We start from the raw sequence: 22,638 nt of genomic DNA on the forward strand, positions 1-22,638 counted from the left end.
TTCACCGCGCCCATGATCGGGGCGTTCACCCGCGTCTTCACCCGCGTCTTCACCCGCGTCTTCACCCGCGTCTTCACCTGCGTGTTCATCTGGGTGTTCAGCTGCGCATTCGCCAGGGTGCATTTCTCCGTCATTCATGAGTCTGTCCCGGCTGAATGATCAACTCCCAGAAGCTGCTTCTCTGTTGGGGTAGCCGCGTGCCGTCCCACGCATTCCGGGTCCGGAACCCCTGAGAACACAGATCCACCGCACAACCCTGCGCGTCTCTGCAATCGACAGAACTTCAAGGGTGGGCATCCTGTGAAACTCCTGATGATCGCCATGCCGTGGCAAGGACTTGACACCCCGTCGAGCGCCCTGGGAATTCTGGGGCCGAGCGCTCGCAGAAGCGCCGCCGGCTGGACCGTCGACGAGATGTACGTCAGCCTTCGCTGGGCCGAGCATCTGATGCGGGAGAGCGACGGTGTCATCACGGCAGCGGATTATGAGGACGTCGCCGTGCAGGTCTTCCACGGTGTGGGCGACTGGGTGTTCACACCGCCCCTGTACGACGTCGACAGCTATCTCGTCGACGAGTTCGCCGAGTTCCTCACGAAGCGCGGCATCGATCCGGCCATCCCCGTGCACATGCAGAAGTACGCACGGAAGTTCATCCAGGATCTCGCGGTCGAGATCGCCGCCGACCCGCCGGACGTCGTCGGATTCACCAGTACCTTCATGCAGAATGTGCCGTCCCTCGCGCTGGCCAAGGAGCTGAAGCGACTGGTGCCGGGCATTCGTACGGTGCTGGGCGGCAGCAACTGCGACGGGCAGCAGGGCGCCACCCTGCACCGGAATTTCGAGCAGATGGATTTCGTGGTCAGCGGGGAGGGCGAGCGCGCTCTGCCCGCACTGCTCAACCGCATCGCCCAGGGCGCGAGTTTCGCGGACGTGCCGGGACTCAGCTGGCGTGACGCCGAGGGCAATGCGGTGGCGAACGAGCCCGCGAAGGGGGCGCTGCCGTTCGCGGCGGTGCCCGCGCCCGACTACGACAGCTACTTCGAGGCGCTCAAGGCGTCGCCGGTCCGGGAGCACGTGAGCCCGATGCTGGTGATGGAGACGTCGCGCGGCTGCTGGTGGGGCGAGCGCCACCAGTGCACGTTCTGCGGCCTGAACGGATCGAACATCGATTTCCGGAGCAAGGCCCCGGCACGAATCGCCCAGGAAGTGCGGGATCTCGCCGAGCGTTATCAGGTCCTCGATCTGGTGATGGTCGACAACATCCTCGACATGAAGTACATCAACACGGTCATGCCGGAGCTGGCCGATCTCGAATGTGATCTGCGGATCCACTACGAGATCAAGTCGAACCTGACGCGCAAGCAGCTGAGCAGCCTCCGCGAGGCGAATGTGCTCTATGTCCAGCCCGGTATCGAGGGGTTGGCCGATCATGTGCTGCGCCTGATGGACAAGGGCGTCAGCGCCGCGCACAACGTACGGCTGCTGCGGGATTCGGAGGACCTGGGCCTCAACGTCACCTGGAACATCCTCTACGGGTTCCCGGGGGAGACCGAGGAGGAATACCGGGCGCTGCTGAAGAAGTTCGCCACGCTCGAACACCTCCAGCCGCCGACCGGGGCCTGGCGCATCGCCCTCGAGCGGTTCAGCCCGTACTTCGAAGAACCCTCCCAAGGGTTCATGTTCCGGCGCCCGGCCGAGATCTACGAATTCATCTATCAGGTGCCGAAGGACCAACTGCACGATCTGGTCTATCTCTTCGACACCACCGACCAGGGAATCGTCGGCGCCATCGAGGACGAGCTGAAGCAGGGCGTCGAGGAATGGGCCAAGGCGTATGCGCGCAGCGATCTCTCCTATTGGAGCGACGAGCGGGGCCGCGTGGTCATCGAGGACCGGCGCGCCAGCTGGCCCGAGGAAGTGATCGTGCTCGACGAGCGGCGGAGCAATGTGTATCTCGGAATGTTCCAGGGCGCGGGCGTCGAGGGTGTACGGCGGCGTCTGACCGACAGCGGACATCAGGTCGAGGACGGCGAAGTCGAGGAAATGCTGCGCTACTTCGTCGACCGCGGTCTCGCCTTCGAGGACGAGGGGCGCTATGTGAGCGTCGCGCTCGAAGTCGACCCGTACCGCCGGAAGCTGATCGAAGGCAGGGAGGTGTCAGCGGCGCGATGAGCATGTTGATGGACATCGACGAACTCAAGACGCACGCATCGAATACGCACGCATCGAATACGCAGGCATCGCATACGGAGGGTGTGATGGCGGGCGATCCGCCGGGGAGCGCCACGCTGACGCTCGGGGCCGACGGGGCCGGACTCCCCGCCGCCACCGAACTGGCGGGACTGCTGCCGCGAGTACCGGTCGCCCGCGTCCGGTTCGCAGCGGACGCCGACTTCTCCACGCTGTCCGACCAGGCGGTCGTGCGGACCATTGCCGTGCTCCGCGAATGCTCCTCGATCGGCGTCCAGGTCGACTGGTCGCTGATTCTGGACGCGGAACAGAGCGGCCTGATCGAGCGGCTCGACCATCTGCCCGCCCCCGGCCGCATCACGGTGCGGGACAACGCAGCCGCACCCACCGGAGCGTGGCGGTCCACCGACCATTTCGGGCTCCTGTACTTCCGCAAGGGCCCGGGATTCCTGTCGGTCGTCGACCAGCGCCCCGAGTCCACCCGGCGCGTCGTCGTCGACGACCCCGCCCTGATGGACGTCTTCTCCCGCGCCCTCGCCGGCTGCGCCTGGTCCGAGGTGACCCAGGACGCACGGCACGCCGGCGCCGCCCGGGACCTGGTGGACAAGGGACTGCTCCTGCGCGTCGGGGAGCACTGCGTGACGCTGCCGGTGCACATGCGCACCTGGCCCCTGGGCGCGGCCTTGTTGGGGGGAACTCTGGCCGCTGCCGGGAAGAAACTGGAGGAAGGTACTTAGTGTCCGACCGCATCGACGACATGGCGCTGTTCGGGGACCTGCCGCAGCTGGTCCACTTCGAACCGGAGCCCGCCCGGCGCTTTCTCAACAATGCCGCCGACGAGTACCGGAAGTGTCTGGACAGCCGGGACGCCGAGGGTATTCCCAGTCATCTGCCGCGTGCCTCGGGCCTGTTGTTCGGGCAGGTGACCGGCGCCGAGATCACCATCAGTGACATCGAGTTCGTACTGAACATCCGCGGTGACGACGAAGACGTCATGGACGAGTTCGAGACGATCATCGCGCCGCAGTTCGGTGAGGTCTACCGGAATCCGGGCCGCGGATTCTGGTGCGACGAAGAGGGCGTCTTCGCGGCGATCCGGCGACAGGCCGCGAACGGCCTGGAGTTGATGGGCTCCATCCACTCGCACCCGGACTGGCACGAGATCGGCCCGCCGCACGAGCGGACACAGGAGCTCAGCGAGCTGCCGACGCGCATGGACGAATACCTCTTCCGGCAGTCGTGCTGGCCCGTGAACGTCATCTGGTACGTGCACACGCGGCGCGGCGTCGTCGCCCATCGCGTGGCGGCCTGGCGGCCCGGTCCCGACCAGTCCGACAAGCTCGACCTGCGGATCCCGGCCGAGATCCACGAAGAGTCAGAGATAACAGGTTCCTAGCGAGGAGACGTAAGACATGCCCAGTTCTACGCAGACCGTCGGCGCGGACCTCCAGAGCGCCGACGAGACTGTTCCGGCACCCGTCGTGGCCATCAGGCTCCCTGCCGCCTTCCACGCGCTGACCGGCGGGCAGCGGCAGATATCGGGTGCGGGGGCGACCATCGGGGAGGTGCTGCGCAGCCTCGACCAGGACTTCCCCGGCGTCATCGAGCGAATCATCGACGCGGAGGGCGCCGTGAAGCGCTACGTCAACGTCTACCGCAACGACACCGACATCCGGAGCGTCGACGGCCTCGACACCGAGGTGGCTCAGAGCGATGTCGTCTGGATCATCCCGGCCGTCGCGGGCGGCTGCCGAGCCGGGTTCTAGGAGCCACGGTGGCGGACACGACGGAGAGGCCGGACGCACCGGCTGCACTGCCCGCGGAATTCTTCACCGATCCGGGACCGTCCCCGCACGCGGCCAACGCGGAGCTCAGGTCGAAGTGCCCGGTCCACCGGATCGACTACCCCCCGGGCGCGGACGCGTTCGCGGTCCTCGGGCACAAGGTCGTCGAACAGGCCCTGGGCGATGCGCGCCTGTCCAAGCAGGTCGAGAACCTGCCGCCGCGCTTCAGGGAAAAGGCCCTGGCCGACAGCCTCCTGATGGTCCGCAACCTCGGGTTCGCCGACCCGCCCGAGCACACCCGGCTGCGCAGACCCATCAGCCGCGCCTTCGTGCCCGGCCGGATCGCCGGGCTCCGCCCCCGTATCCAGGACATCGTCGACGACCTCATCGACGCCTTCCCGGAGTCCGGCGAGATCGACCTGCTGACCGAGTTCGCCCTGCCCCTGCCGCTCACCGTGATCTGCGAGTACCTGCGGATCCCGGTCGCCGACCGGCCGCTGTTCCACCAGTGGGGCTACGTCCTCAGCCAGGACCCGTTCCACACGTCCGAGGCCGAACTCAGGGCGGCGACCGAGGAGTTCATCGACTACTTCGGGCAGCTGGTGGCCGAGCGCCGCTCGGATCTGCGGGACGACCTGCTGAGCGATCTCATCCGGGGCAGGGACGAGGGCGTCTTCAGCGAGCGGGAGCTGTTCTCGACGATCCTCCTGGTGCTCATCGCGGGGCACAAGACGGTCGCGAACATGCTCGGCAACGGGACGGCGCTGCTGCTCTGCCACCCCGAGCAGCTCGCCCTGCTGCGCGCCCGGCCCGACCTCGTGCCCTCGGCGGTGGAGGAGATCCTGCGGTACGAGGGGTCGGCCTCCTGGGCCTCGCTGCGGATCGCCGCCCAGGACATGCGGCTCGGCGACGTGGACGTCCCCCGGGGCAGCTTCGTGCACCTGTCCCTGTCCGCCGCGGGCCACGACCCCGAGGTGTACGACGACCCGGAGCGCTTCGACGTCACCCGCTCACCCAACCACCACCTGGGCTTCGGCCACGGCCCGCACTTCTGTGTGGGGGCCCCGCTGGGCCGCCTCCAGGGCGAGATCGCCTTCACCACGCTGCTGCGCAGGCTGCCGCAGCTGGAGCTCGCGGTGGCGCCCGAGGAGATCGCCTGGCTCTCCGACAGCTCACTCAGCCGCGGCCTGGAGGCCCTGCCCCTGCGCGTGGGCACGCGGCTGCCGAGAAGGAGTGAGGACGGATGACCGGAAATCTGCGCGGCACGAGGCGCGGCACGAGGCGCGGCCCGAGCATCGCCGTGGTCGGCGCCGGCGCGATCGGCGGCTACTTCGGCGGCCGGCTCGCGGCCGCCGGGCAGGACGTGCGGTTCCTGGCGCGCGGCGCGAACCTCGCGGCACTCAGACGCGACGGCCTGCGCGTCACCGACGGCTCGGCGGACGGATCAAGTCCCTTGCCCATGACCGAGGTTCACGCCTCCGACACTCCGTCGGACATCGGCGAGGTCGACTTCGTCCTGCTGAGCGTCAAGACCCCGCAGCTGGCAGCGGCCATCGACACGCTCTCCCCGATGGTCGGCGCGGACACCGCCGTGATCACCGTGCAGAACGGCGTCGAGGCCCCCGGACAAGTGGCCGCCGCCCTGGGCCGCGACCGGGTGCTGCCCGGCCTGCCCCGGGTCGTGGCCGTGCGGACGGGGCCGGGAGAGGTGCGGCACATGGGCCCGCCCGGTGCGCTGGCCTTCGCCGAGTGGGACGGCGGCACCTCCGCGCGGGTGGAACGGCTGCGCGAGGCGCTGCGTGCCGCCTCGGTGGCGGTGCCGGAGCCGGCCGACATCTGGGCGGACCTGTGGGCGAAGTTCCTGCTGGTGGTGCCCGTCGGCAGCCTCGGGGCCGCCACCGGCGGGGCGACCATGGGTGAGCTCCGCTCCCGCCCCGGCACCCGGAAGATGCTGATCACGGGCATGCGGGAGATCCACGAGACCGCCCTCGGGCTCGGGATCAAACTCCCGGAGGACGCGGTGGACACGGCGACCGGGCTCATGGACCGCCAGCCCCCCGAGGCCGTGACCTCGCTGCAGCGCGACATCCTCGCGGGCCGCCCGTCCGAACTGGAGGCGTGGACCGGCGCCGCCGTACGCCTCGGGAAGAAGGCGGGGCAGCCGGCGCCGCTCCTGGAGACGCTCTACGAGCTGCTCGCCACGCGGGAAGCGTTGACGGCGGAGGGCTCACTCCAGGAGTAGCGCTTGCACATCAGCCATCAGCCATCAGCCATCAGCCATCAGGCATCAGTCATCAGGCCCAACCCCCTTGCAACACAGGGAGGTTGGGCCTGATGTCGTGTGTCCGGCTGATCCCTCGATGATCAGGCGTTCGACCGTACGAGCGTGAAGGCCGCGCCCTCGGGGTCGGCCACCGTCGCCACCCGCCCGTGCGTACCCACGCGCGCGGGCTTGAGGACGTGACCGCCGAGCTCGGTGACCCGCTCCACGGCCTCGTCCACGTCGGCCACCTCGAAATACGTCATCCAGTGCGCGCCCCGGTCGCGCGGCAGGGCCTGGCCGACGCCGTGCACCGAGGCCACCGGGCGGCCCTGGACGCGCAGCGTCAGATAGTCGAAGTCGGCCGAGACCACGGCCTCCTCCTCGTATCCGAAGACGGCCTGGTAGAACTTTCCGACCGTGGCGGTCTCCCGGGTGAGCAGCTCGTTCCACGCGGGCGCCCCGGGCTCCCCGAACACGGCCGTGCCCACGTGCTCGGCGGCCTGCCAGATCCCGAACACCGCACCCGACGGGTCCGACGCGATCGCCATCCGCCCGGCGTCGCCCGCGTCGAGCGGCCCCACGCCGATGGTCCCGCCGCAGTGCCGTACGGCCTCGGCCGTCGCGTCGACGTCGTCCGACGCGAGATAGGGCGTCCATGCGATGGGCAGGTGGTGGTCGGGCGGCAACTGGCCGATGCCGGCCACCTCATGGCCGTCGAGCAGGGCGCGCACATACGGCCCGAGCTGCTCGGGCCCCGGCTGGAACTCCCAGCCGAAGAGCGATCCGTAGAACTCCTGGGTCGCGTCCAGGCCGTGCGCCATCAGGCTCACCCAGCAAGGTGTGCCGGGTGTGTGCCGAACGGTGTCCGCGCTCTCGCGTCGGCCCGCCGACCCCCGTGCCTCGGTCATCGTCACTCTCTCCTCGACCCCTCATGGTTCCCGAACGCGCGTACCCTCGCCGCGCGCATGCGCGCCCGTGCAGATGCTCGCACCACCTCGCGCGGCGCGCTCCCCAACCGCGCCGCTTCTGACGGCTTCCCTCGCAGGGATGCCCGGTTTGCCATTCCTCATCCGTTAACGCGCAGTTGCCGAGCGGTATCGATTCGCTGCACACAGCGTGCGCGCTTCCCTACGACGCGTATTCCGGCGGTGCAGGGTAACTGGACCTGAACGGCGGGGCTACCCCATGCGCAAGGATGGGCCCATGAATGCCATCATCTCCGCATCCGAACTCGCGAGCGAGTCGACGGGCGAGAACCCGCCGCTTCTTTTGGACGTCCGCTGGCAGCTCAGCACGGCCAAGGCCGGGGGCGCCGCTCCCTTCGACGGCCGGGCCGCCTACGAGGAGGGGCACGTTCCCGGGGCGGTCTTCGTGGATCTGGACGCCGATCTGGCGGGGCCGGCGGGCGCGGCGGGGCGCCATCCGCTGCCGGACGTCGCGCGCTTCGGCTCGGCCATGCGTGCGGCCGGGGTCAGCGCGGACCGGCCGGTCGTCGTGTACGACGGGGGGCAGGGCTGGGCCGCGGCGCGCGCCTGGTGGCTGCTGCGCTGGACGGGGCACGAGGCGGTGCGCGTCCTTGACGGCGGCCTGGCCGCCTGGGACGGCCCGCTCGAGTCGGGCACCGTCACTCCGGACGAGGGAACCTTCGTGCCCGCCCCGGGCGCGGCCGGACTCCTGGACGCGGACGGCGCGGCGTCGCTGGCCCGGTCGGGGCTCCTCCTGGACGCGCGCGCGGGCGAACGCTACCGCGGTGACGTCGAGCCGATCGACCGCGTCGGCGGCCACATCCCGGGCGCGGTCTCGGCGCCGACCACGGAGAACGTCGCCCAGGACGGCCGGTTCAAGCCGGCCGACGAGCTCGCCGACCGCTTCAAGTCCCTGGGCGCGTCCGGGACTTCACAGGTGGGCGTGTACTGCGGCTCGGGTGTGTCGGGGGCGCACGAGGTCCTCGCCCTCGCGGTGGCGGGCATCGACGCCGCGCTCTACGTGGGCTCCTGGTCGGAGTGGTCCTCGGACCCCGCGCGCCCGGTGGCGACGGGACCGGACCCGCAGTAGGCGGCCTGTCCCGCCTTTCCGCGTACACGAGGAGGCCCGCACCAGCAGTCCGGTGCGGGCCTCCTCGTACGTACGGTGATGCGTTACTCCTGCTTCTTGCGGCGCGTACCGAAGACGATCTCGTCCCAGCTCGGCACCGCGGCACGGCGGCCGGGGCGGACGCCGTCGGCCTCGGCCTGACGGTCCGTGGAGCCGACCAGGCGGTCGCGGTGGCTGGCGACCGAGCGCGGCATGAGGACGTCCGCGTACGCCGAACCGGCGGACGCCGCCGAGGCCGCGGGCTCCTCGGCCTCCGGCTCCTGCTGCTCGACGGTCTCCTCCGCCGGGGGCGGCGGCGGGAGCTCCGTGGGCGCGGTGGACGGACGCTCGGGCACGATCATGTCGCCCCGGAAGCTGGGCACCGCCTCCAGGAGGCTGGTGAGGGAGTCGCGCTCCTGCTCGGCGACGGCCGCACCGGCGCCCGTCGACTCGTCCGAGGGCTCCCGGGCGGGCTCGGCCGGGCGGTCCAACTGCCGGTCCAGGGCGCGGTCGAGCGGCCGGTCGAGCGGTCGGTCCAGGGGCCGGTCGCGGGGCAGCCGGGCGATGCGCGGCACGAACGGGAAGCTGGGCTCGGGCGCCGCGATGTCGTCGGACTCGCCGATCAGCGACCGCGCCTCGTCGTCCACGGCCTGGACGAGCCGCCGGGGCGGGTCGTAGGTCCAGCTCGCGGAGTGCGGTTCGGTGGCCACGCGGTAGACGAGGAGGACCTCCCAGGTGCCGTCGTCACGGCGCCACGAGTCCCACTGGACGGTGTCCTTGTCGGCGCCGCGCAGCAGCAGCCGCTCCTGCACGGCCTCGCCGAGCTGTGGTCCGGTGTTCTCGCCGGGACGGCGTACGGGGGTCTTCCTGGCCCGCTCCGCCATGAAGGCGCGCTCGGCGAGCACGGGTCCTTCGAAGCGGCGGACGCGATCGACGGGAATGCCCGCGAGCGAGGCGACTTCCTCCGCGCTGGCACCCGCTCGTATGCGGGCCTGGATGTCGCGGGGGCGGAGGTGGCTCTCCACCTCGATCTCGATCTGGCCGAGGCGCGGACGGTCGCCGCGCACAGCGGCGCGCAGCCGCTCGTCGATCGGAAGCGTGTACTCCGTGCTGTCCGCAGCCTTCAGCACCAGCCGTGTGCCGTCGTTGCTGACGGCCACGACACGCAGTTCGGGCATGGGGACCTCCCGGGTGGTGCCTGCCGACGTCACGTGCGTCGCTGCTTCCGCTAGTCGAGTGTGGCCTGCCCGGGTGCAGCCTGCCACAACCTTGCCGAGTTGCCCGGCGTGTCGGGCATGGGCCCTGGATCGCCGTTATGGCACGGTTACCTTTTCGCAACGCTAAGTGACGACTCTCGTCACCCTGTGCAGCGAGCCCCCTCCCGGTAGTCCATGGAGGCCCCGGGCACCCTGGCGGGAGACCGGACCCAGGGCTCGCAACAGTACTCCATTCGGGCCACCTGGGTGGACCGCCGCGCCGCCGAACTTGTCGCAGGGGAAGGGAGTTGATGGCTTCGCGCCGCGATCGCGGCCCGCGCGCGGGTGGCGCACTTCACGGAATCTCCAGAACCGGAACTAAAAACTCCCCCGGTACGTCCCCTTCTCGTGTAGTGAGTCGAGAAAGGACGGCAAGGTTCTGAGATGGGTGAAAAGCCGGAGTCCGGCGCTGATGCGAAGGAAAAGCGGCGCATCGATCTGAGCGTGCCACAGGTCGCGGGCAGCGCCGTGGCCGCCGTGGTGGCCGCCAAACTGGCTTCTTTCATGGGGGTTTACGGCACGATCATCGGCGCCGGCGTGGTCAGCGCCGTCGCGGCCACCGGCGGCTCGGTCTTCCAGCACTTCTTCAAGCGCACCGGCGAGCAGATACGCGACGTCGCCGTGCAGGCGAAGCCGAAGCCGCACCAGGTTCCCGTGACCGCCGACACGCCTGTGCCCGCCGCCTTCAGGGCGGATCCGCAGACGTCGGCCACCAGAGCGGCGGCCACCAGAACGTCGGCCACCAGAACGTCGGCCACCAGAGCGGCGGCCTACACCGGCACGGGCCCGGTGACCACGACGTGGGGGAGGCGGCCCGAGGACCTCGACGCCGACCCGACGACCGTGCTGCCCGTCGCGGGCGGGGCGGACGGGACGGACGCGGACAAGACCCAACTCCTGGGCGCCGTCGGCCCCGACGCCGACAAGACACAGCTGCTGGGCTCCGTCGACGCGACCCAGCTGGTGCCGCGCGACGACGCCACGCGCGTGCTGCGCGCCACCGGGCCCGGCGCCGGGCCCGCCCAACCGCCGCTTCCCTCCGAGGAATTCACCGCCGCCACCACGCACCGGACGCAGATCCGCAGCTGGAAGCGGCCGTTGATCGCCGGCGCCGTGGTCTTCGGCGTCGCGATGGCGGGGATCACCACGTACGAACTCGTCACCGACAAGACGTTCAGCGGCGGCAAGGGCACCACCTTCGGGGACGCGCTGACCGGCCACAGCTCTCAGAAGAAGTCCGACCCGGAGCCGTCCACGGGCACCTCCGAGGAGCCGTCGGGCAACGGCACTTCGGGCACGGGCGAGGGTGAGCGGCAGGGCGGCGGCTCGTCCACGGAGCAGGACGGGAACACCGGGCAGACGCCGGACAAGGGCGACGGCACGGACTCCGGTTCCGGCGACGACGGTTCCAAGAAGGACCCGACCCCGACCCCGACGCCGACCCCCACCCCGACGCCCACGCCCACCCCGACCCTGACGCCCACTCCGGACGGCGACGGTACCGGCAACGGCACCGGCGGCCTGGAGCGGCAGGCGCCGACGGGCGGGGAGTGACCCGGAAGCGGGCGGTGGCCCGGAAGGAGCGGTGACCCGGATCAGTCGCCGAGGACGCGGCGCAGGTAGTCGTTGCCGAAGCGGCGGTCCGGGTCGAGCCGGTCGCGCAGCGCCGTGAACTCGGCGAAGCGCGGGTAGACGCCGGCGAAGTACTCCGCGTCGCGGGTGTGCACCTTGCCCCAGTGCGGGCGCCCCTCGTGGGCGGTGAAGATCCGCTCGGCGGCGGTGAAGTACTGCCGGTACGGCGTGCCCTTGTACATGTGGACGGCGATGTACGCGCTCTCCCTGGCGGAAGCCGTGGAGAGCGCGATGTCGTCGGCGGGGGCGGTGCGGACCTCGACCGGGAAGCTGATCTTCAGGTTCGAGCGGTCGACCATGGTCTTCAGCTCGCGCAGCGTCTCCACCAGGGCCTCGCGCGGCACGGCGTACTCCATCTCGATGAAGCGGACCCGGCGCGGAGATGTGAAGACCTTGTACGGGATGTCCGTGTAGGTCCGGGCGGACAGGGCCTTGCTGGAGATCTTGGCGATCGTCGGGATGGTCGCGGGCACGGCCCGGCCCAGCGAATTGACCACCTGGAACAGGCCGTTGGAGAGCAGCTCGTCCTCGACGAAGGCGCTGACCCTGCCGGGAGGGGCCGCGGGGCCCGCGCTGCGGTTGTTGCGCTTGGTGTTGCAGTTGCCGGTGTGCGGGAACCAGTAGAACTCGAAGTGCTCGTTCTCGGCGAAGAGCTGGTCGAATTCGTTCGTGACCTGGTCGAAGGTCATCGGTTCCTCGCGCGCGGTGAGGAAGAAGACCGGCTCCACGGCGAAGGTGATCGCGGTGATGACGCCGAGCGCACCGAGCCCGATCCGGGCCGCCGCGAAGACCTCGGGGTTCTCCTTCTCGGAGCAGGACAGCACCGAGCCGTCCGCCGTCACCAGTTCAAGTCCCTTGATCTGGGCGGAGATCGAGGCGGACTCGCGGCCCGTGCCGTGCGTGCCGGTGCTGGTCGCGCCGGAGACGGTCTGCTCCATGATGTCGCCCATGTTCGTGAGCGACAGGCCCTCGCGGGCCAGTGCCGCGTTCAGGCGCTTCAGGGGGGTGCCGGCCTCGACGGTGACGGTGCCGGCCGCGCGGTCGATCCTGCGGATGCCGGTGAGCAGGTCGGGGCGTATGAGGACGCCGTCGGTCGCGGCGGTCGAGGTGAAGGAGTGGCCGGTGCCGACGGGCTTCACCCTGAGGCCCTCGTCCGCCGCCGCGCGCACGGCGGCGGTGAGTTCGTCCACGGAGGCGGGGGTGACCTCGCGGACCGGACGGCTGGTGACGTTGCCCGCCCAGTTACGCCATGCCTTCGTGGTCCCTGCGTTCCGTCCGCTGCCCGTGCTCATGGGTCCCTCCCCGTTGCGGAACCGGCCGCTTCAGCCGGCGATACCCCAGGAATCCCACCGTGACCGCGACGGCCCCGGACACCCCCGGAACCCCGTACCCCGCGTCCGGACCGGCGGCGTCGATCACCCAGCCGGCCACGGACGAGCCGAGCGCGACGCCGACCGCGAGTCCGGTGCTCACCCAGGTCATGCCCTCGGTCAGCTTCGCGCGTGGTACGTGCTGCTCGACGAGGGCCATCGTCGTGATCATCGTCGGTGCGATGGAGAGGCCCGCGAGGAACAACGCCACGGCCAGAAACGGAAGGTTCCCGACCAGTTGAAGCGGGATCATACTCACGGCCATGGCGCAGACACCGAGCAGCCACCGGGGTGCGGGCGCCCCCGAGAAGTGCAGCAGGCCGAAGACCGCTCCCGCCAGGCACGAACCCAGCGCGTACACCGCGAGCACGAGGCTCGCGGCCCCCTTGTGGCCCTGCTCCTCCGCGAACGCCACGGTGACCACGTCGATCGAGCCGAAGATGGCGCCCGTGGCCGCGAACGTGGCGACCAGCACCTGCAGCCCTCCCGAGCGCAACGCCGAGCCCCCGGTGTGGTGTTCACGCGGGTGCGGCACCGGCTCGGTGGCCCGCTGCGCCGTCAGCCAGAAGACGCCGACGGCGAGGAAGACGCCCGCAAGGAGGGGCCCGGCCTCCGGGAACCACACCGTGGAGAGGCCGATCGAGATGATCGGCCCGAAGATGAAGCAGACCTCGTCCACCACGGACTCGAAGGAGTACGCGGTGTGCAGCTGCGGGGTGCCCCGGTAGAGGACCGCCCAGCGCGCCCTGATCATCGAGCCCACGCTCGGCACGCAGCCGACCAGGCCGGCGCAGACGAAGAGCGTCCAGTCAGGCCACCCGAACTGCGCGGACAGCAGCAGCCCGGCGACCGCGGCGAGCGAGACCAGCGTGGCGGGCCGCAGCACCCGGCGCTGGCCGTGCCGGTCGACGAGCCGGGAGATCTGCGGGCCGATCGCCGCGGCGGACAGGGCGACGGTGGCCGAGAGGGCGCCGGCCAGGCCGTACCGGCCGGTGAGCTGGGAAACCATGGTCACGATGCCGATGCCCATCATCGACAGGGGCATCCGTCCGAGGAAGCCGGCCGTCGAGAAGCCCTTGGTGCCGGGGGCGGCGAAGATGGCGCGGTAGGGGCTGGGCACGTGGTTCTCCGGTCGGGCGACGCCTCCGGGCCGACGAGGGTCCGGTAAGGCGTAAAGGTGGCTGAGACAGCTTACGTCTGCGGGGCTGGGGGCGCATCGTCGTTTTCCGGACGGGACGTTCGGGTTCTTATCCGGACCAGCCGGCCGTTACGCGGCTGTCAGTGGCGGGTGGCAGGATCGATGGCATGTCCGATGCTGCGCTGGATCCCACTCCCTACGACGCCCTGCTGCTGCTCTCGTTCGGCGGCCCCGAAGGCCCTGACGACGTCGTCCCGTTCCTGGAGAACGTGACGAAGGGCCGTGGCATCCCCAAGGAGCGCCTGAAGGAGGTGGGCCAGCACTACTTCCTGTTCGGCGGGGTCAGCCCGATCAACGAGCAGAACCGCGCGCTGCTCGACGCCCTCCGCAAGGACTTCGCGGACCATGGCCTGGACCTGCCGGTGTACTGGGGCAACCGCAACTGGTCGCCGTATCTGACTGACGTCCTGCGCGAGATGGTGGCCGACGGCCGCCGCCGGATCCTGGTCCTCGCCACCAGCGCGTACGCGTCGTACTCGGGCTGCCGCCAGTACCGGGAGAACCTCGCCGCGTCCCTCGCCGCCCTGGAGGCCGAGGGCGTCGAGAGGAGCGCCCTGCCCCGCGTCGACAAGCTGCGGCACTACTTCAACCACCCGGGCTTCGTCCGCCCCATGATCGACGGCGTCCTGAAGTCCCTCGCCGACCTCCCCGAGGACGTGCGCGCCGGCGCCCACCTGGCCTTCACCACGCACTCGATCCCGGACGCGGCGGCGGACGCCTCCGGCCCCGTCGAGGACCACGGGGAGGGCGGCGCCTATGTGAAGCAGCACCTGGACGTCGCGCGCGTGATCGCCGACGCCGTCCGCGAGGAGACCGGCGTCGACCACCCCTGGCAGCTCGTCTACCAGTCGCGCTCCGGCGCCCCGCACATCCCGTGGCTCGAGCCGGACATCTGCGATCACCTGGAGGAGCGGCACGGAGCCGGTGTCCCCGCGGTGGTCATGGTCCCCATCGGCTTCGTCTCCGACCACATGGAGGTCCTGTACGACCTGGACACGGAGGCCGCGGCCAAGGCCAGGGAGCTCGGACTTCCGGTCCGCCGCTCGGGCACCGTCGGCGCCGACCCCCGGTTCGCCGCCGCGGTGCGCGAGCTCGTCCTGGAGCGGGCCGCCACGGAGTCCGGGGCCGCGGTGACGCCCTGCGCCCTGGGCGCGCTCGGCGCCAGCCACGACCTGTGTCCGGTCGGCTGCTGCCCGGCCCGCACCCCCCAGCCCGCCGCCGCGGGCACCGACAGCCCGTACGCGTAACCGCCAGGAACCCGGTAGGAACCGCCAGAAACCGCCAGGAACCCGGTAGGAACCTGGTAGGAACCGGTAGGCACAAGGAGCACCATGACCGACCAGCCCCAGGCCCTGCGGGCCGAACTCCTCGCCGTCGCCCTGGAGGCCGCGCAGCGCGCGGGCACCTTCCTGCGCGACGGCCGCCCCGAAGACCTGGGCGTGGCCGCCACGAAGTCCAGCGCGGTGGACGTCGTCACGGAGATGGACATCGCCTCCGAGAAGCTCATCACCGACTTCCTGGCCGACCGCAGGCCAGGGGACGGGGTGCTCGGCGAAGAGGGCGCGAGCACCGAGGGCACCACCGGCGTCCAGTGGGTGATCGACCCCATCGACGGCACGGTCAACTACCTTTACGGGCGCCCCGATTGGTCCGTCTCCATCGCGGCCCGCAAGGACGGCGAGACGGTCGTCGGCGTCGTCGGCGCCCCGATGCGCGGCGAGACCTACCGGGCGGTGCTCGGTGAGGGCGCGTACGTCAACGACCGGCCCGCGCGCACCCGGACCGCCCCGCCGTTCGAGCAGGCCCTGGTCGGCACCGGCTTCGGCTACATCGCGGCCCGCCGGGCCCATCAGGCCGAGATCGCCCGGCAGTTGATCCCGCGCGTGCGGGACATCCGGCGCGGCGGCTCGGCCGCGATCGACCTGTGCGACGTGGCGGTGGGCCGCCTGGACGCGTACTACGAGCGGGGCCTCAACCCCTGGGACTTCGCCGCCGGGGAGCTCATCGCGCGCGAGGCGGGCGCGCTCACCGGGGGACGCCCGGGCCAGGCGCCCTCCGGCGAGCTGACGATCGCCGCCCCGCCCGGCCTCTTCGAGCGGCTCCAGGGCTTCCTGGACGAGCAGGGCGCCTGGCACGACTGAGGCCGCCGGACATCGTCCGAGGCCGCCGGGCGCCGTCCGGCGGGGCGGTGAGCGGACAGAGAAGGGCCCCGGCACCTGGGACAGGTGCCGGGGCCCCGTGCTGATGGGGTTCGCACGTCAGGCGTGCGCAGCGACCTCCACGCCGTGCTCGGCGGCGAGGCGGTGCAGATCTTCCAGCTCGGACTGCTCGACCTCCACGAGGAAGTCGTCGCCAGTCTCCTTCGCCCGGGAGAGGTCGGATTCCGTGGCCTTTATGCGCTGCAGTAGCCCTGCGGTGAATGCGTCCATGGTTGCGCTTACGCCCCCTCGGCTGGGTCGTGGGTCTGTCTGGCACGGGGGTGTGCCCTGGAGAAGGGACGATCACGTCCCTCGACCGCTCTGCGGAAAGCGGTTCGTGGCGCGCCACATACACAACGTGATCGCGGGTGTAACTGCCGTCCTCCCCTGGCTCCGTTCCGCAGAAACCTCAACCGGCGGAGAAAATCCCGCATTCCCGGGCCCCGAGGCCGTCTTACAGCCGGTTTATGGCTGAAAGGGGCAGGATGGAGGTCTCACCCCACGAACAGACCTGCCCCGCGTCCGCGCCGGGGCGCAGAGGAAGGACAGCGACGTGCGTGTACTCGTCGTCGAGGACGAGCAGCTGCTCGCCGATGCGGTGGCCACCGGACTGCGCCGGGAGGCCATGGCCGTCGACGTCGTGTACGACGGCGCCGCCGCCCTGGAGCGCATCGGCGTCAATGATTACGACGTGGTCGTCCTGGACCGCGACCTCCCGCTCGTCCACGGCGACGACGTGTGCCGCAAGATCGTCGAGCTCGGCATGCCGACCCGCGTCCTGATGCTCACCGCCTCCGGTGACGTCAGCGACCGCGTCGAGGGCCTGGAGATCGGCGCCGACGACTACCTCCCCAAGCCCTTCGCCTTCAGCGAGCTCACGGCACGCGTGCGTGCCCTCGGCCGGCGCACGAGCGTGCCCCTGCCGCCCGTCCTGGAGCGCGCCGGGATCAAGCTCGACCCGAACCGCCGCGAGGTGTTCCGGGACGGCAAGGAGATCCAGCTCGCGCCCAAGGAGTTCGCCGTCCTGGAGGTGCTGCTGCGCAGCGAGGGGGCCGTGGTCTCCGCCGAGCAGCTCCTGGAGAAGGCGTGGGACGAGAACACGGACCCGTTCACGAACGTCGTGCGGGTCACCGTCATGACCCTGCGCCGCAAGCTCGGTGAGCCCGCCGTCATCGTGACGGTGCCCGGCTCCGGCTACCGGATCTGACCCCCGGTGGCCGCGACCCCCGCGCCACCGCAGGCGCCTCCCAAGCCGACCTGGGATCCGAGGAAGCCCGAGCCGCCGTTCCCGTGGCTGCGCCCCACGATCCGCATAAGGCTCACGCTCCTGTACGGCGGCATGTTCCTGATCGCGGGCATCCTGCTGCTCTCGATCATCTACCTGCTCGCCGCGCAGGCCCTGAACGTGGGCAGTGATCTGCCGTTCCGCGTCACGGGCGTCGAGGTCAGCAGCAGTTCCTGCACGAACCTTCGGGGCCTGCCCGATCACCCCTCGGCGGACCAGCTGAACTCCGCGCTGAACCGATGCGTCAACGACCTGCGTCAACATGCGCTGGACAATCTCCTCAGCCGTTCGCTGCTCGCCCTGCTCGGCCTCGCCGTGATCGCGTTCGCCTTCGGGTACGCGATGGCGGGACGCGTCCTGTCGCCGCTCGGCCGCATCACGCGTACGGCCCGCAGGGTGGCCGGCACGGACCTGACCCGGCGCATCGAACTGGACGGCCCGGACGACGAGTTGAAGGAGCTCTCGGACACCTTCGACGAGATGCTGGACCGCCTGGAACGGGCCTTCACGGCCCAGCAGCGGTTCGTGGGGAACGCCTCGCACGAGCTGCGCACCCCGCTGGCCATCAACCGCACGCTCCTGGAGGTCCAGCTCTCCGACCCGAACGCGCCGCCGGAGCTCCACCAGCTCGGCAAGACCCTGCTCGCGACGAACGAGCGCAGTGAGCAGCTCGTCGAGGGCCTGCTGCTGCTCGCCCGCAGCGACAACCAGATCGTGGAGCGCAAGCCGGTGGACCTCGCCGAGGTCGCCAACCGCGTCGTCGACCAGGCGCGCGCGGAGGCCGAGGCCAAGGGTGTCGAGATCCGCGGGGAGCGCGGCCTGGCCGTCGTCCAGGGAAACGGCGTGCTCCTGGAGCGCATCGCCCTGAACCTGGTGCAGAACGCGGTCCGGTACAACATCCCCGACGGCGGCTGGGTCGAGGTGACCACGGAGGCCCAGCACGGCCAGGCGGTCCTCGTCGTGTCCAACACGGGGCCGGTCGTCCCGGCGTACGAGATCGACAACCTCTTCGAGCCCTTCCGCCGGCTGCGGACCGAGCGGACGGGCAGCGACAAGGGCGTCGGGCTCGGCCTGTCGATCGCCCGGTCGGTGGCGCGCGCCCACGGGGGCCGTATCATCGCGGAGCCGCGCGAGGGGGGTGGGCTCGTGATGCGTGTCACTCTGCCCATCTGACGTCTCGTCGCGGACGCGCCGCCGTGTTCGCTTTGCGCGGAATTTTCGGGACTCGATCCCGGAGGATCCGTGTGGAATCGATCACAGGGGCGAATTTTTGGCCATCTACTCTCCGTGATCGTGAACATCGCCGGAAAGCCGGGAAAATCCGGGTTTTCGGGGGTCTTGATCACGGGAAGTACACGGGGTGGCGCCCGTGAAGTGCGACATTCGGACCGTGTACGGTCCCGATCGCCATCCAACCCGATCACCTCTTCAGGGGGGCGGTTGGGTGTCGATTGAGTAACAGACCTTGATGTGAGGCAAAATCTCCGCCTCGGGTCGGGCACAAGTCCGGCCTCTCACGCGTTACGTGCGCTGGAGACACCGCAGACACCCAGAGGGGGAGAGCGACATGGCAACGGACTACGACACCCCACGCAAGACCGACGATGACGTCAACGAGGACAGCATCGAGGAACTCAAGGCCAGGCGAAACGACAAGTCGACCTCGGCGGTCGACGTCGACGAGTTCGAGGCCGCAGAGGGCCTGGAGCTGCCCGGCGCGGACCTGTCCAACGAGGAGCTCGCAGTGCGCGTGCTCCCCAAGCAGCAGGACGAGTTCACGTGCATGAGCTGCTTCCTCGTGCACCACCGCAGCCAGCTGGCCCGCGAGAAGAACGGCCAGCCGATCTGCCGCGACTGCGACTGAGGCCGGGGCGGCCGTGACTGGCACGACCCCGCCCAGGAAACGCCGCTTCCGCAAGCGCGGAGCGGACGCAGCCGCACCTGCCGCTGACGTACGTGACGACGAGCGGGGCTCTTCCCCTGCAGGAGCAGCCTCGCTCGAGCCCGCGACCGCCGCCGAGGCGGCGCGGGAGGAGACGGCGGCCGACAAGGCGCCCCGCGCGGACACGCGCAAGGGACGCCGCGTTGCCGCCGTCACGCAGGGCGTCCGGCAGGGCGTGCGCAAGGGCGGTCAGGGCGCCAAGGCAGGCATCGGCTACCTCGCCGACCGCCTCATCGAGAACGCGCCGCGGATCCCGGTCCGCGACCTGCCCACCCTCCGCAAGCAGTTCCCCGGCCTGACCCCCGAGGAGCTCGCGGACAAGCTCGTCTCCGGCGCGGCCAACGCCACGTCGACGGTGGGTGCGGGAGTGGGCGCGGCGGCCATGCTGCCGGTGCCGCCCGCTATGCCCGCCGAACTGGCGGCCGAGATCACCGGGGTCGCCGCGATCGAGCTGAAGCTGATCGCCGAACTCCACGAGGTCTACGGCCTGCGCCCGCCCGGCACCCTCACCCAGCGCAGCACCGCCTACCTCAGCTCCTGGTCCGAGGAGCGCGGCATCGACGTGGCGAAGCCGTCGACGATAAACGCCGCGCTCGGCGGCCAGATGAAGCGCGAGCTGCGCCAGCAGATCATGAAGCGCATGGTCCGCAATCTGCCGAACCTGATCCCGTTCATGGTGGGCGCCGCCGTCGGCGCGGTCATGAACCGCCGGGACACCAAACGCCTCGCGGCCCGCGTCCGCGCCGATCTGCGCAAGGCGCAGGTGCCGTGGGACGCGCTGCCGGAGCTGCCGCCCCTGGAGCTGCCCGTGGACCCGCTGCGGCCCGGAGAGCCGCCCAAGGAGCTGGGGGCCTGAACCGCCGCCTCAGGGCCGGGAGTTGGGGCCCACGGGGGCCGGAGAGAGCCCCGAGGTGAGCCCCGTGGGGAGTTACGCCGTACGGACGGCCGCCAGGGCCGCCGCGAGGGCCTCCGGGTGCCGCGTGGACACGTACACGTACGGCGTCGGGTCCTCGGGGTCGACGACCTCCACCCGCAGCGCCGTCGGGATGTAGCTGCGCAGCAGCATGAACGCGCGCGGGTCCGCCCGGTGGGTGCGCCAGGCGCGCGCCCCCTCCGCGTCCAGGACCTCGGCGTCGCCGAGTGCGGACACCGGGATCTTCGCGTCGCCGGCGACGAGGGAGCCCGCCACGACACGGATACGGGCGGAGCCGTACGAACTCGTCACGATGGCCGCGACCGCCGTCCCGCCGACCAGGCCGCCGAGCAGGGGCAGGGTGCCGAAGGGAAGCATCGTCAGAGCCATGGCGACCCCGACGAGGAGGGAGACAACCCACCACGAACGGGGCGCGGTCAGGCGTTCTTCGTAAGGCTGCATGCAACCAAGCTTGGCACGGTGAGCTACAGGGGTGGACGCGCAGGTAAGGTCTGCGCCTGTGAGTGGTACTTCTGCAGCTCTGAAGCCCCCGGCCGACGCCATAGCGCCCGTCCGCCACCCCGACGCGCCCGCCCCCGGCGAGCTCATCGGAGCCCACTACGAGCACTGTTTCGGCTGTGGTGGGGGACAGCCGCACGGGCTGCATCTGGAGGCCCGTGCCGGCGAGGGCGTGCGGATCACCGCGGAGTTCACGGTGCGCCCGGCCCACCAGGGAGCCCCCGGGCTCGCGCACGGCGGCATCCTCGCCACGGCCCTGGACGAGACGCTCGGCTCGCTGAACTGGCTGCTGCGGGTGATCGCGGTGACGGGGCGTCTGGAGACGGACTTCGTGCGGCCGGTGCCGGTGGACACCGTGCTGCACCTGGAGGCCGAGGTGACCGCCGTGGCGGGGCGGAAGATCTACTCGACGGCGACCGGCCGGATCGGCGGCCCCGACGGGCCCGTCGCGGTCCGCGCCGACGCGCTCTTCATCGAGGTGAAGGTCGACCACTTCATCGACAACGGCCGCCCGGCGGAGATCCAGGCGGCCATGAATGACCCGGACCAGATCAGGCGCGCCCGCGCCTTCGAGGTGAACCCGTGACCCGTGCTCCGCTTGATGTGCTGATCCGCCGCGTCGACCCAGAGGTGCCGCTGCCGTCGTACGCGCAGCCCGGCGACGCGGGTGCCGATCTGCGGACCACCGAAGGGTGCGAACTCGCCCCGGGGGAGCGCGTGGTCCTGCCGACGGGGGTGTCTGTCGCGCTGCCCGAGGGGTACGCGGCCTTCGTGCACCCCCGGTCCGGGCTCGCCGCTCGCTGCGGTGTCGCTCTGGTGAATGCCCCGGGGACGGTGGATGCCGGGTACCGTGGGGAGATCAAGGTGATCGTGGTGAATCTCGACCCGCGCGAGAGCGTGCGGTTCGAGCGCTTCGACCGGATTGCCCAACTGGTCGTCCAGCAAGTCGAGAAGGTTCGCTTCCAGGAGGTCGCGGAGCTTCCCGCATCGGCGCGGGCCGAGGGGGGCTTCGGGTCCACCGGTGGCCATGCCGCCGTGGGCGCCGGCTCGGGTGAACAAACGGGTGGGAATCGATACGCATCGGTCGTATCTGACCGGGAAGGACAGTGACGTGTTCGGACGTCGCAAGAAGGACAGTGCCGCCGAGGATGCGGCCGGCGAGGCCGAGCAGGTCGTCGACGGCACCGACAGTGAAGTGACGGACGAGGAGCAGCCTGCGCGCGTGCGGCTCGAGCCCGAGCCCCGTCCCGACGGTCCCTGGGACGTCTCCGAGGTCCGTGAGCCGGGCGAGGGCCGGGTGGACCTCGGCGGCATCTTCGTGCCCGGAGTCGAGGGCATGGAGCTGCGGGTCGAGGTCGCGGGCGACGCGATCGTCGCGGCCACCGTCGTGCTCCAGGACAGCGCCATCCAGCTGCAGGGCTTCGCCGCCCCGAAGAAGGAGGGCATCTGGGGCGAGGTCCGCGAGGAGATCGCCTCGGGCATCACGCAGCAGGGCGGTGTCATCGACGAGGTCGAGGGTCCCCTCGGCTGGGAGCTGCGCGCCCAGGTGCCGGTCCAGTTGCCGGACGGGACGGGCGGCTTCCAGGTCGTCCGCTTCATCGGCGTCGACGGGCCGCGCTGGTTCCTGCGCGGGGTGATCTCCGGGCAGGGCGCGGTGCAGCCGCAGGCCGCGGGTCTCCTGGAGCAGATCTTCCGGGACACCGTGGTGGTCCGGGGCGAGGGCCCGATGGCGCCGCGCGACCCGATCGTCCTGAAGCTGCCGGACGACGCGCAGATGGTCGCCGAGGGCGTCCAGCAGGACCAGCAGGAGGGCTCGCGCTTCTCCGGCGGAATGGGCCAGCTGGAGCGCGGACCGGAGATCACCGAGGTGCGCTGAACCCGCCGGGGTTCGCTGACCGAAAAGTTGCGGGCCGATGGGCCGTACTCCCTCATGGGGGTACGGCCCATCGGTGTTTTCGCAGGTGAGAGCGGGCAAACGGCGGCGACGTAAGAGAGTCGTCAACGGGATGCCTTCG

The 22,638-nt window shown here is 70.7% G+C and carries 23 protein-coding genes; 17 read left to right on the forward strand and 6 right to left on the reverse strand.

Translation table 11 applies throughout. The features are described 5' to 3' along the window. Window positions 1-300: 300 nt before the first annotated feature. From ACQB60_RS45200 to ACQB60_RS45225, 6 genes are all read left to right on the forward strand, one after another. The gene (locus ACQB60_RS45200) at window positions 301-2,172 is read left to right on the forward strand and encodes a RiPP maturation radical SAM C-methyltransferase (protein ID WP_496931949.1); all 1,872 of its coding nucleotides are present in this window, start codon (window positions 301-303) and stop codon (window positions 2,170-2,172) included. 86 nt (window positions 2,173-2,258) lie between these two features. Continuing rightward, on the forward strand, window positions 2,259-2,927 hold the full coding sequence (locus ACQB60_RS45205; protein ID WP_496931950.1) for a DUF5825 family protein: 669 nt from the start codon (window positions 2,259-2,261) through the stop codon (window positions 2,925-2,927). Next, on the forward strand, window positions 2,927-3,586 hold the full coding sequence (locus ACQB60_RS45210) for an MPN domain-containing protein (RefSeq protein ID WP_496931951.1): 660 nt from the start codon (window positions 2,927-2,929) through the stop codon (window positions 3,584-3,586). The genes ACQB60_RS45205 and ACQB60_RS45210 overlap by 1 nt, the downstream gene beginning before the upstream one ends. A gap of 16 nt (window positions 3,587-3,602) precedes the next feature. Beyond that, on the forward strand, window positions 3,603-3,956 hold the full coding sequence (locus ACQB60_RS45215; protein WP_496931952.1) for a MoaD/ThiS family protein: 354 nt from the start codon (window positions 3,603-3,605) through the stop codon (window positions 3,954-3,956). Between the two features lie 8 nt (window positions 3,957-3,964). Continuing rightward, window positions 3,965-5,221 carry a cytochrome P450 family protein gene (locus ACQB60_RS45220; protein ID WP_496931953.1) on the forward strand — a complete coding sequence of 419 codons (1,257 nt, stop codon included), beginning with the start codon at window positions 3,965-3,967 and terminating at the stop codon, window positions 5,219-5,221. Beyond that, entirely contained in the window at window positions 5,218-6,216 is a 999-nt protein-coding gene (locus tag ACQB60_RS45225; protein WP_496931954.1) for a 2-dehydropantoate 2-reductase, read from the forward strand. The genes ACQB60_RS45220 and ACQB60_RS45225 overlap by 4 nt, the downstream gene beginning before the upstream one ends. Window positions 6,217-6,338: 122 nt before the next feature. Here the strand turns inward: ACQB60_RS45225 and ACQB60_RS45230 are convergent, their stop codons facing one another. Next, the gene (locus tag ACQB60_RS45230) at window positions 6,339-7,145 is read right to left on the reverse strand and encodes a VOC family protein (protein WP_496931955.1); all 807 of its coding nucleotides are present in this window, start codon (window positions 7,143-7,145) and stop codon (window positions 6,339-6,341) included. 295 nt (window positions 7,146-7,440) lie between these two features. Here ACQB60_RS45230 and ACQB60_RS45235 point away from each other — a divergent pair, with 295 nt between their 5' ends. Continuing rightward, complete coding sequence (locus ACQB60_RS45235; protein WP_496931956.1) at window positions 7,441-8,292, forward strand: sulfurtransferase; 852 nt, start codon at window positions 7,441-7,443, stop codon at window positions 8,290-8,292. Between the two features lie 83 nt (window positions 8,293-8,375). On the opposite strand, the gene sepH is transcribed toward ACQB60_RS45235, so the two are convergent. Next, entirely contained in the window at window positions 8,376-9,488 is a 1,113-nt protein-coding gene (gene sepH, locus ACQB60_RS45240; protein ID WP_496931957.1) for a septation protein SepH, read from the reverse strand. Window positions 9,489-9,950: 462 nt separating this feature from the next. On the opposite strand from sepH, the gene ACQB60_RS45245 reads away from it, so the two are divergent. Beyond that, window positions 9,951-11,120: a hypothetical protein gene (locus ACQB60_RS45245; RefSeq protein WP_496931958.1), complete on the forward strand. Its 1,170-nt coding sequence runs from the start codon at window positions 9,951-9,953 to the stop codon at window positions 11,118-11,120. A gap of 41 nt (window positions 11,121-11,161) precedes the next feature. Here ACQB60_RS45245 and ACQB60_RS45250 read toward each other — a convergent pair whose 3' ends face one another. After that, window positions 11,162-12,490: a D-arabinono-1,4-lactone oxidase gene (locus ACQB60_RS45250; protein ID WP_496931959.1), complete on the reverse strand. Its 1,329-nt coding sequence runs from the start codon at window positions 12,488-12,490 to the stop codon at window positions 11,162-11,164. Further along, window positions 12,441-13,688 (reverse strand): MFS transporter, encoded by a 1,248-nt coding sequence (locus tag ACQB60_RS45255; protein ID WP_496931960.1) that lies wholly within the window; start codon window positions 13,686-13,688, stop codon window positions 12,441-12,443. Before ACQB60_RS45255 ends, ACQB60_RS45250 begins: the two co-directional genes overlap by 50 nt. 185 nt (window positions 13,689-13,873) lie before the next feature. Here ACQB60_RS45255 and ACQB60_RS45260 point away from each other — a divergent pair, with 185 nt between their 5' ends. Further along, window positions 13,874-15,013, forward strand: a complete 1,140-nt coding sequence (locus ACQB60_RS45260) for a ferrochelatase (RefSeq protein ID WP_496931961.1) — start codon at window positions 13,874-13,876, stop codon at window positions 15,011-15,013. Between the two features lie 84 nt (window positions 15,014-15,097). Continuing rightward, complete coding sequence (locus ACQB60_RS45265; RefSeq protein ID WP_496931962.1) at window positions 15,098-15,907, forward strand: inositol monophosphatase family protein; 810 nt, start codon at window positions 15,098-15,100, stop codon at window positions 15,905-15,907. 117 nt (window positions 15,908-16,024) lie between these two features. On the opposite strand, the gene ACQB60_RS45270 is transcribed toward ACQB60_RS45265, so the two are convergent. Further along, complete coding sequence (locus ACQB60_RS45270) at window positions 16,025-16,195, reverse strand: hypothetical protein (protein ID WP_496931963.1); 171 nt, start codon at window positions 16,193-16,195, stop codon at window positions 16,025-16,027. Window positions 16,196-16,517: 322 nt separating this feature from the next. On the opposite strand from ACQB60_RS45270, the gene ACQB60_RS45275 reads away from it, so the two are divergent. The 4 genes from ACQB60_RS45275 to ACQB60_RS45290 all read left to right on the forward strand — a co-directional run bounded on the left by ACQB60_RS45275 (window position 16,518) and on the right by ACQB60_RS45290 (window position 20,047). Beyond that, a complete protein-coding gene (locus tag ACQB60_RS45275) occupies window positions 16,518-17,171 on the forward strand; it encodes a response regulator transcription factor (protein ID WP_055544891.1) in 654 nt (217 codons plus the stop codon). 6 nt (window positions 17,172-17,177) lie between these two features. Beyond that, window positions 17,178-18,422 carry a sensor histidine kinase gene (locus tag ACQB60_RS45280; protein WP_496931964.1) on the forward strand — a complete coding sequence of 415 codons (1,245 nt, stop codon included), beginning with the start codon at window positions 17,178-17,180 and terminating at the stop codon, window positions 18,420-18,422. Between the two features lie 394 nt (window positions 18,423-18,816). Further along, a complete protein-coding gene (locus ACQB60_RS45285) occupies window positions 18,817-19,113 on the forward strand; it encodes a DUF4193 domain-containing protein (RefSeq protein WP_055544889.1) in 297 nt (98 codons plus the stop codon). A 13-nt stretch (window positions 19,114-19,126) separates the two neighbouring features. After that, on the forward strand, window positions 19,127-20,047 hold the full coding sequence (locus ACQB60_RS45290; protein WP_496931965.1) for a hypothetical protein: 921 nt from the start codon (window positions 19,127-19,129) through the stop codon (window positions 20,045-20,047). A 72-nt stretch (window positions 20,048-20,119) separates the two neighbouring features. On the opposite strand, the gene ACQB60_RS45295 is transcribed toward ACQB60_RS45290, so the two are convergent. Next, entirely contained in the window at window positions 20,120-20,566 is a 447-nt protein-coding gene (locus ACQB60_RS45295) for a DUF3093 domain-containing protein (protein WP_496931966.1), read from the reverse strand. Between the two features lie 58 nt (window positions 20,567-20,624). Between ACQB60_RS45295 and ACQB60_RS45300 the strand changes: the two genes are divergently transcribed. The 3 genes from ACQB60_RS45300 to ACQB60_RS45310 are packed head-to-tail and all read left to right on the forward strand — an operon-like array spanning window position 20,625 to window position 22,499. Further along, the gene (locus tag ACQB60_RS45300; protein ID WP_384851154.1) at window positions 20,625-21,209 is read left to right on the forward strand and encodes a PaaI family thioesterase; all 585 of its coding nucleotides are present in this window, start codon (window positions 20,625-20,627) and stop codon (window positions 21,207-21,209) included. Continuing rightward, the gene (gene dut, locus ACQB60_RS45305) at window positions 21,206-21,733 is read left to right on the forward strand and encodes a dUTP diphosphatase (RefSeq protein WP_496931967.1); all 528 of its coding nucleotides are present in this window, start codon (window positions 21,206-21,208) and stop codon (window positions 21,731-21,733) included. The genes ACQB60_RS45300 and dut overlap by 4 nt, the downstream gene beginning before the upstream one ends. A gap of 1 nt (window position 21,734) precedes the next feature. Next, window positions 21,735-22,499, forward strand: a complete 765-nt coding sequence (locus ACQB60_RS45310) for a DUF3710 domain-containing protein (protein ID WP_384851150.1) — start codon at window positions 21,735-21,737, stop codon at window positions 22,497-22,499. Window positions 22,500-22,638 lie beyond the last annotated feature (139 nt).

It is taken from the genome of Streptomyces odontotermitis, from assembly GCF_050510915.1.
Taxonomy (GTDB): domain Bacteria; phylum Actinomycetota; class Actinomycetes; order Streptomycetales; family Streptomycetaceae; genus Streptomyces.

Coding starts and splice junctions, on each gene's coding strand:
- ACQB60_RS45205 (WP_496931950.1), top strand. CDS start 2,259: ATGGCGGGCGATCCGCCGGGGAGCGCCACGCTGACGCTCGGGGCCGAC.
- ACQB60_RS45215 (WP_496931952.1), top strand. CDS start 3,603: ATGCCCAGTTCTACGCAGACCGTCGGCGCGGACCTCCAGAGCGCCGAC.
- ACQB60_RS45225 (WP_496931954.1), top strand. CDS start 5,218: ATGACCGGAAATCTGCGCGGCACGAGGCGCGGCACGAGGCGCGGCCCG.
- ACQB60_RS45230 (WP_496931955.1), bottom strand. CDS start 7,145: ATGACCGAGGCACGGGGGTCGGCGGGCCGACGCGAGAGCGCGGACACC.
- ACQB60_RS45235 (WP_496931956.1), top strand. CDS start 7,441: ATGAATGCCATCATCTCCGCATCCGAACTCGCGAGCGAGTCGACGGGC.
- sepH (WP_496931957.1), bottom strand. CDS start 9,488: ATGCCCGAACTGCGTGTCGTGGCCGTCAGCAACGACGGCACACGGCTG.
- ACQB60_RS45245 (WP_496931958.1), top strand. CDS start 9,951: ATGGGTGAAAAGCCGGAGTCCGGCGCTGATGCGAAGGAAAAGCGGCGC.
- ACQB60_RS45250 (WP_496931959.1), bottom strand. CDS start 12,490: ATGAGCACGGGCAGCGGACGGAACGCAGGGACCACGAAGGCATGGCGT.
- ACQB60_RS45260 (WP_496931961.1), top strand. CDS start 13,874: ATGTCCGATGCTGCGCTGGATCCCACTCCCTACGACGCCCTGCTGCTG.
- ACQB60_RS45265 (WP_496931962.1), top strand. CDS start 15,098: ATGACCGACCAGCCCCAGGCCCTGCGGGCCGAACTCCTCGCCGTCGCC.
- ACQB60_RS45270 (WP_496931963.1), bottom strand. CDS start 16,195: ATGGACGCATTCACCGCAGGGCTACTGCAGCGCATAAAGGCCACGGAA.
- ACQB60_RS45285 (WP_055544889.1), top strand. CDS start 18,817: ATGGCAACGGACTACGACACCCCACGCAAGACCGACGATGACGTCAAC.
- ACQB60_RS45295 (WP_496931966.1), bottom strand. CDS start 20,566: ATGCAGCCTTACGAAGAACGCCTGACCGCGCCCCGTTCGTGGTGGGTT.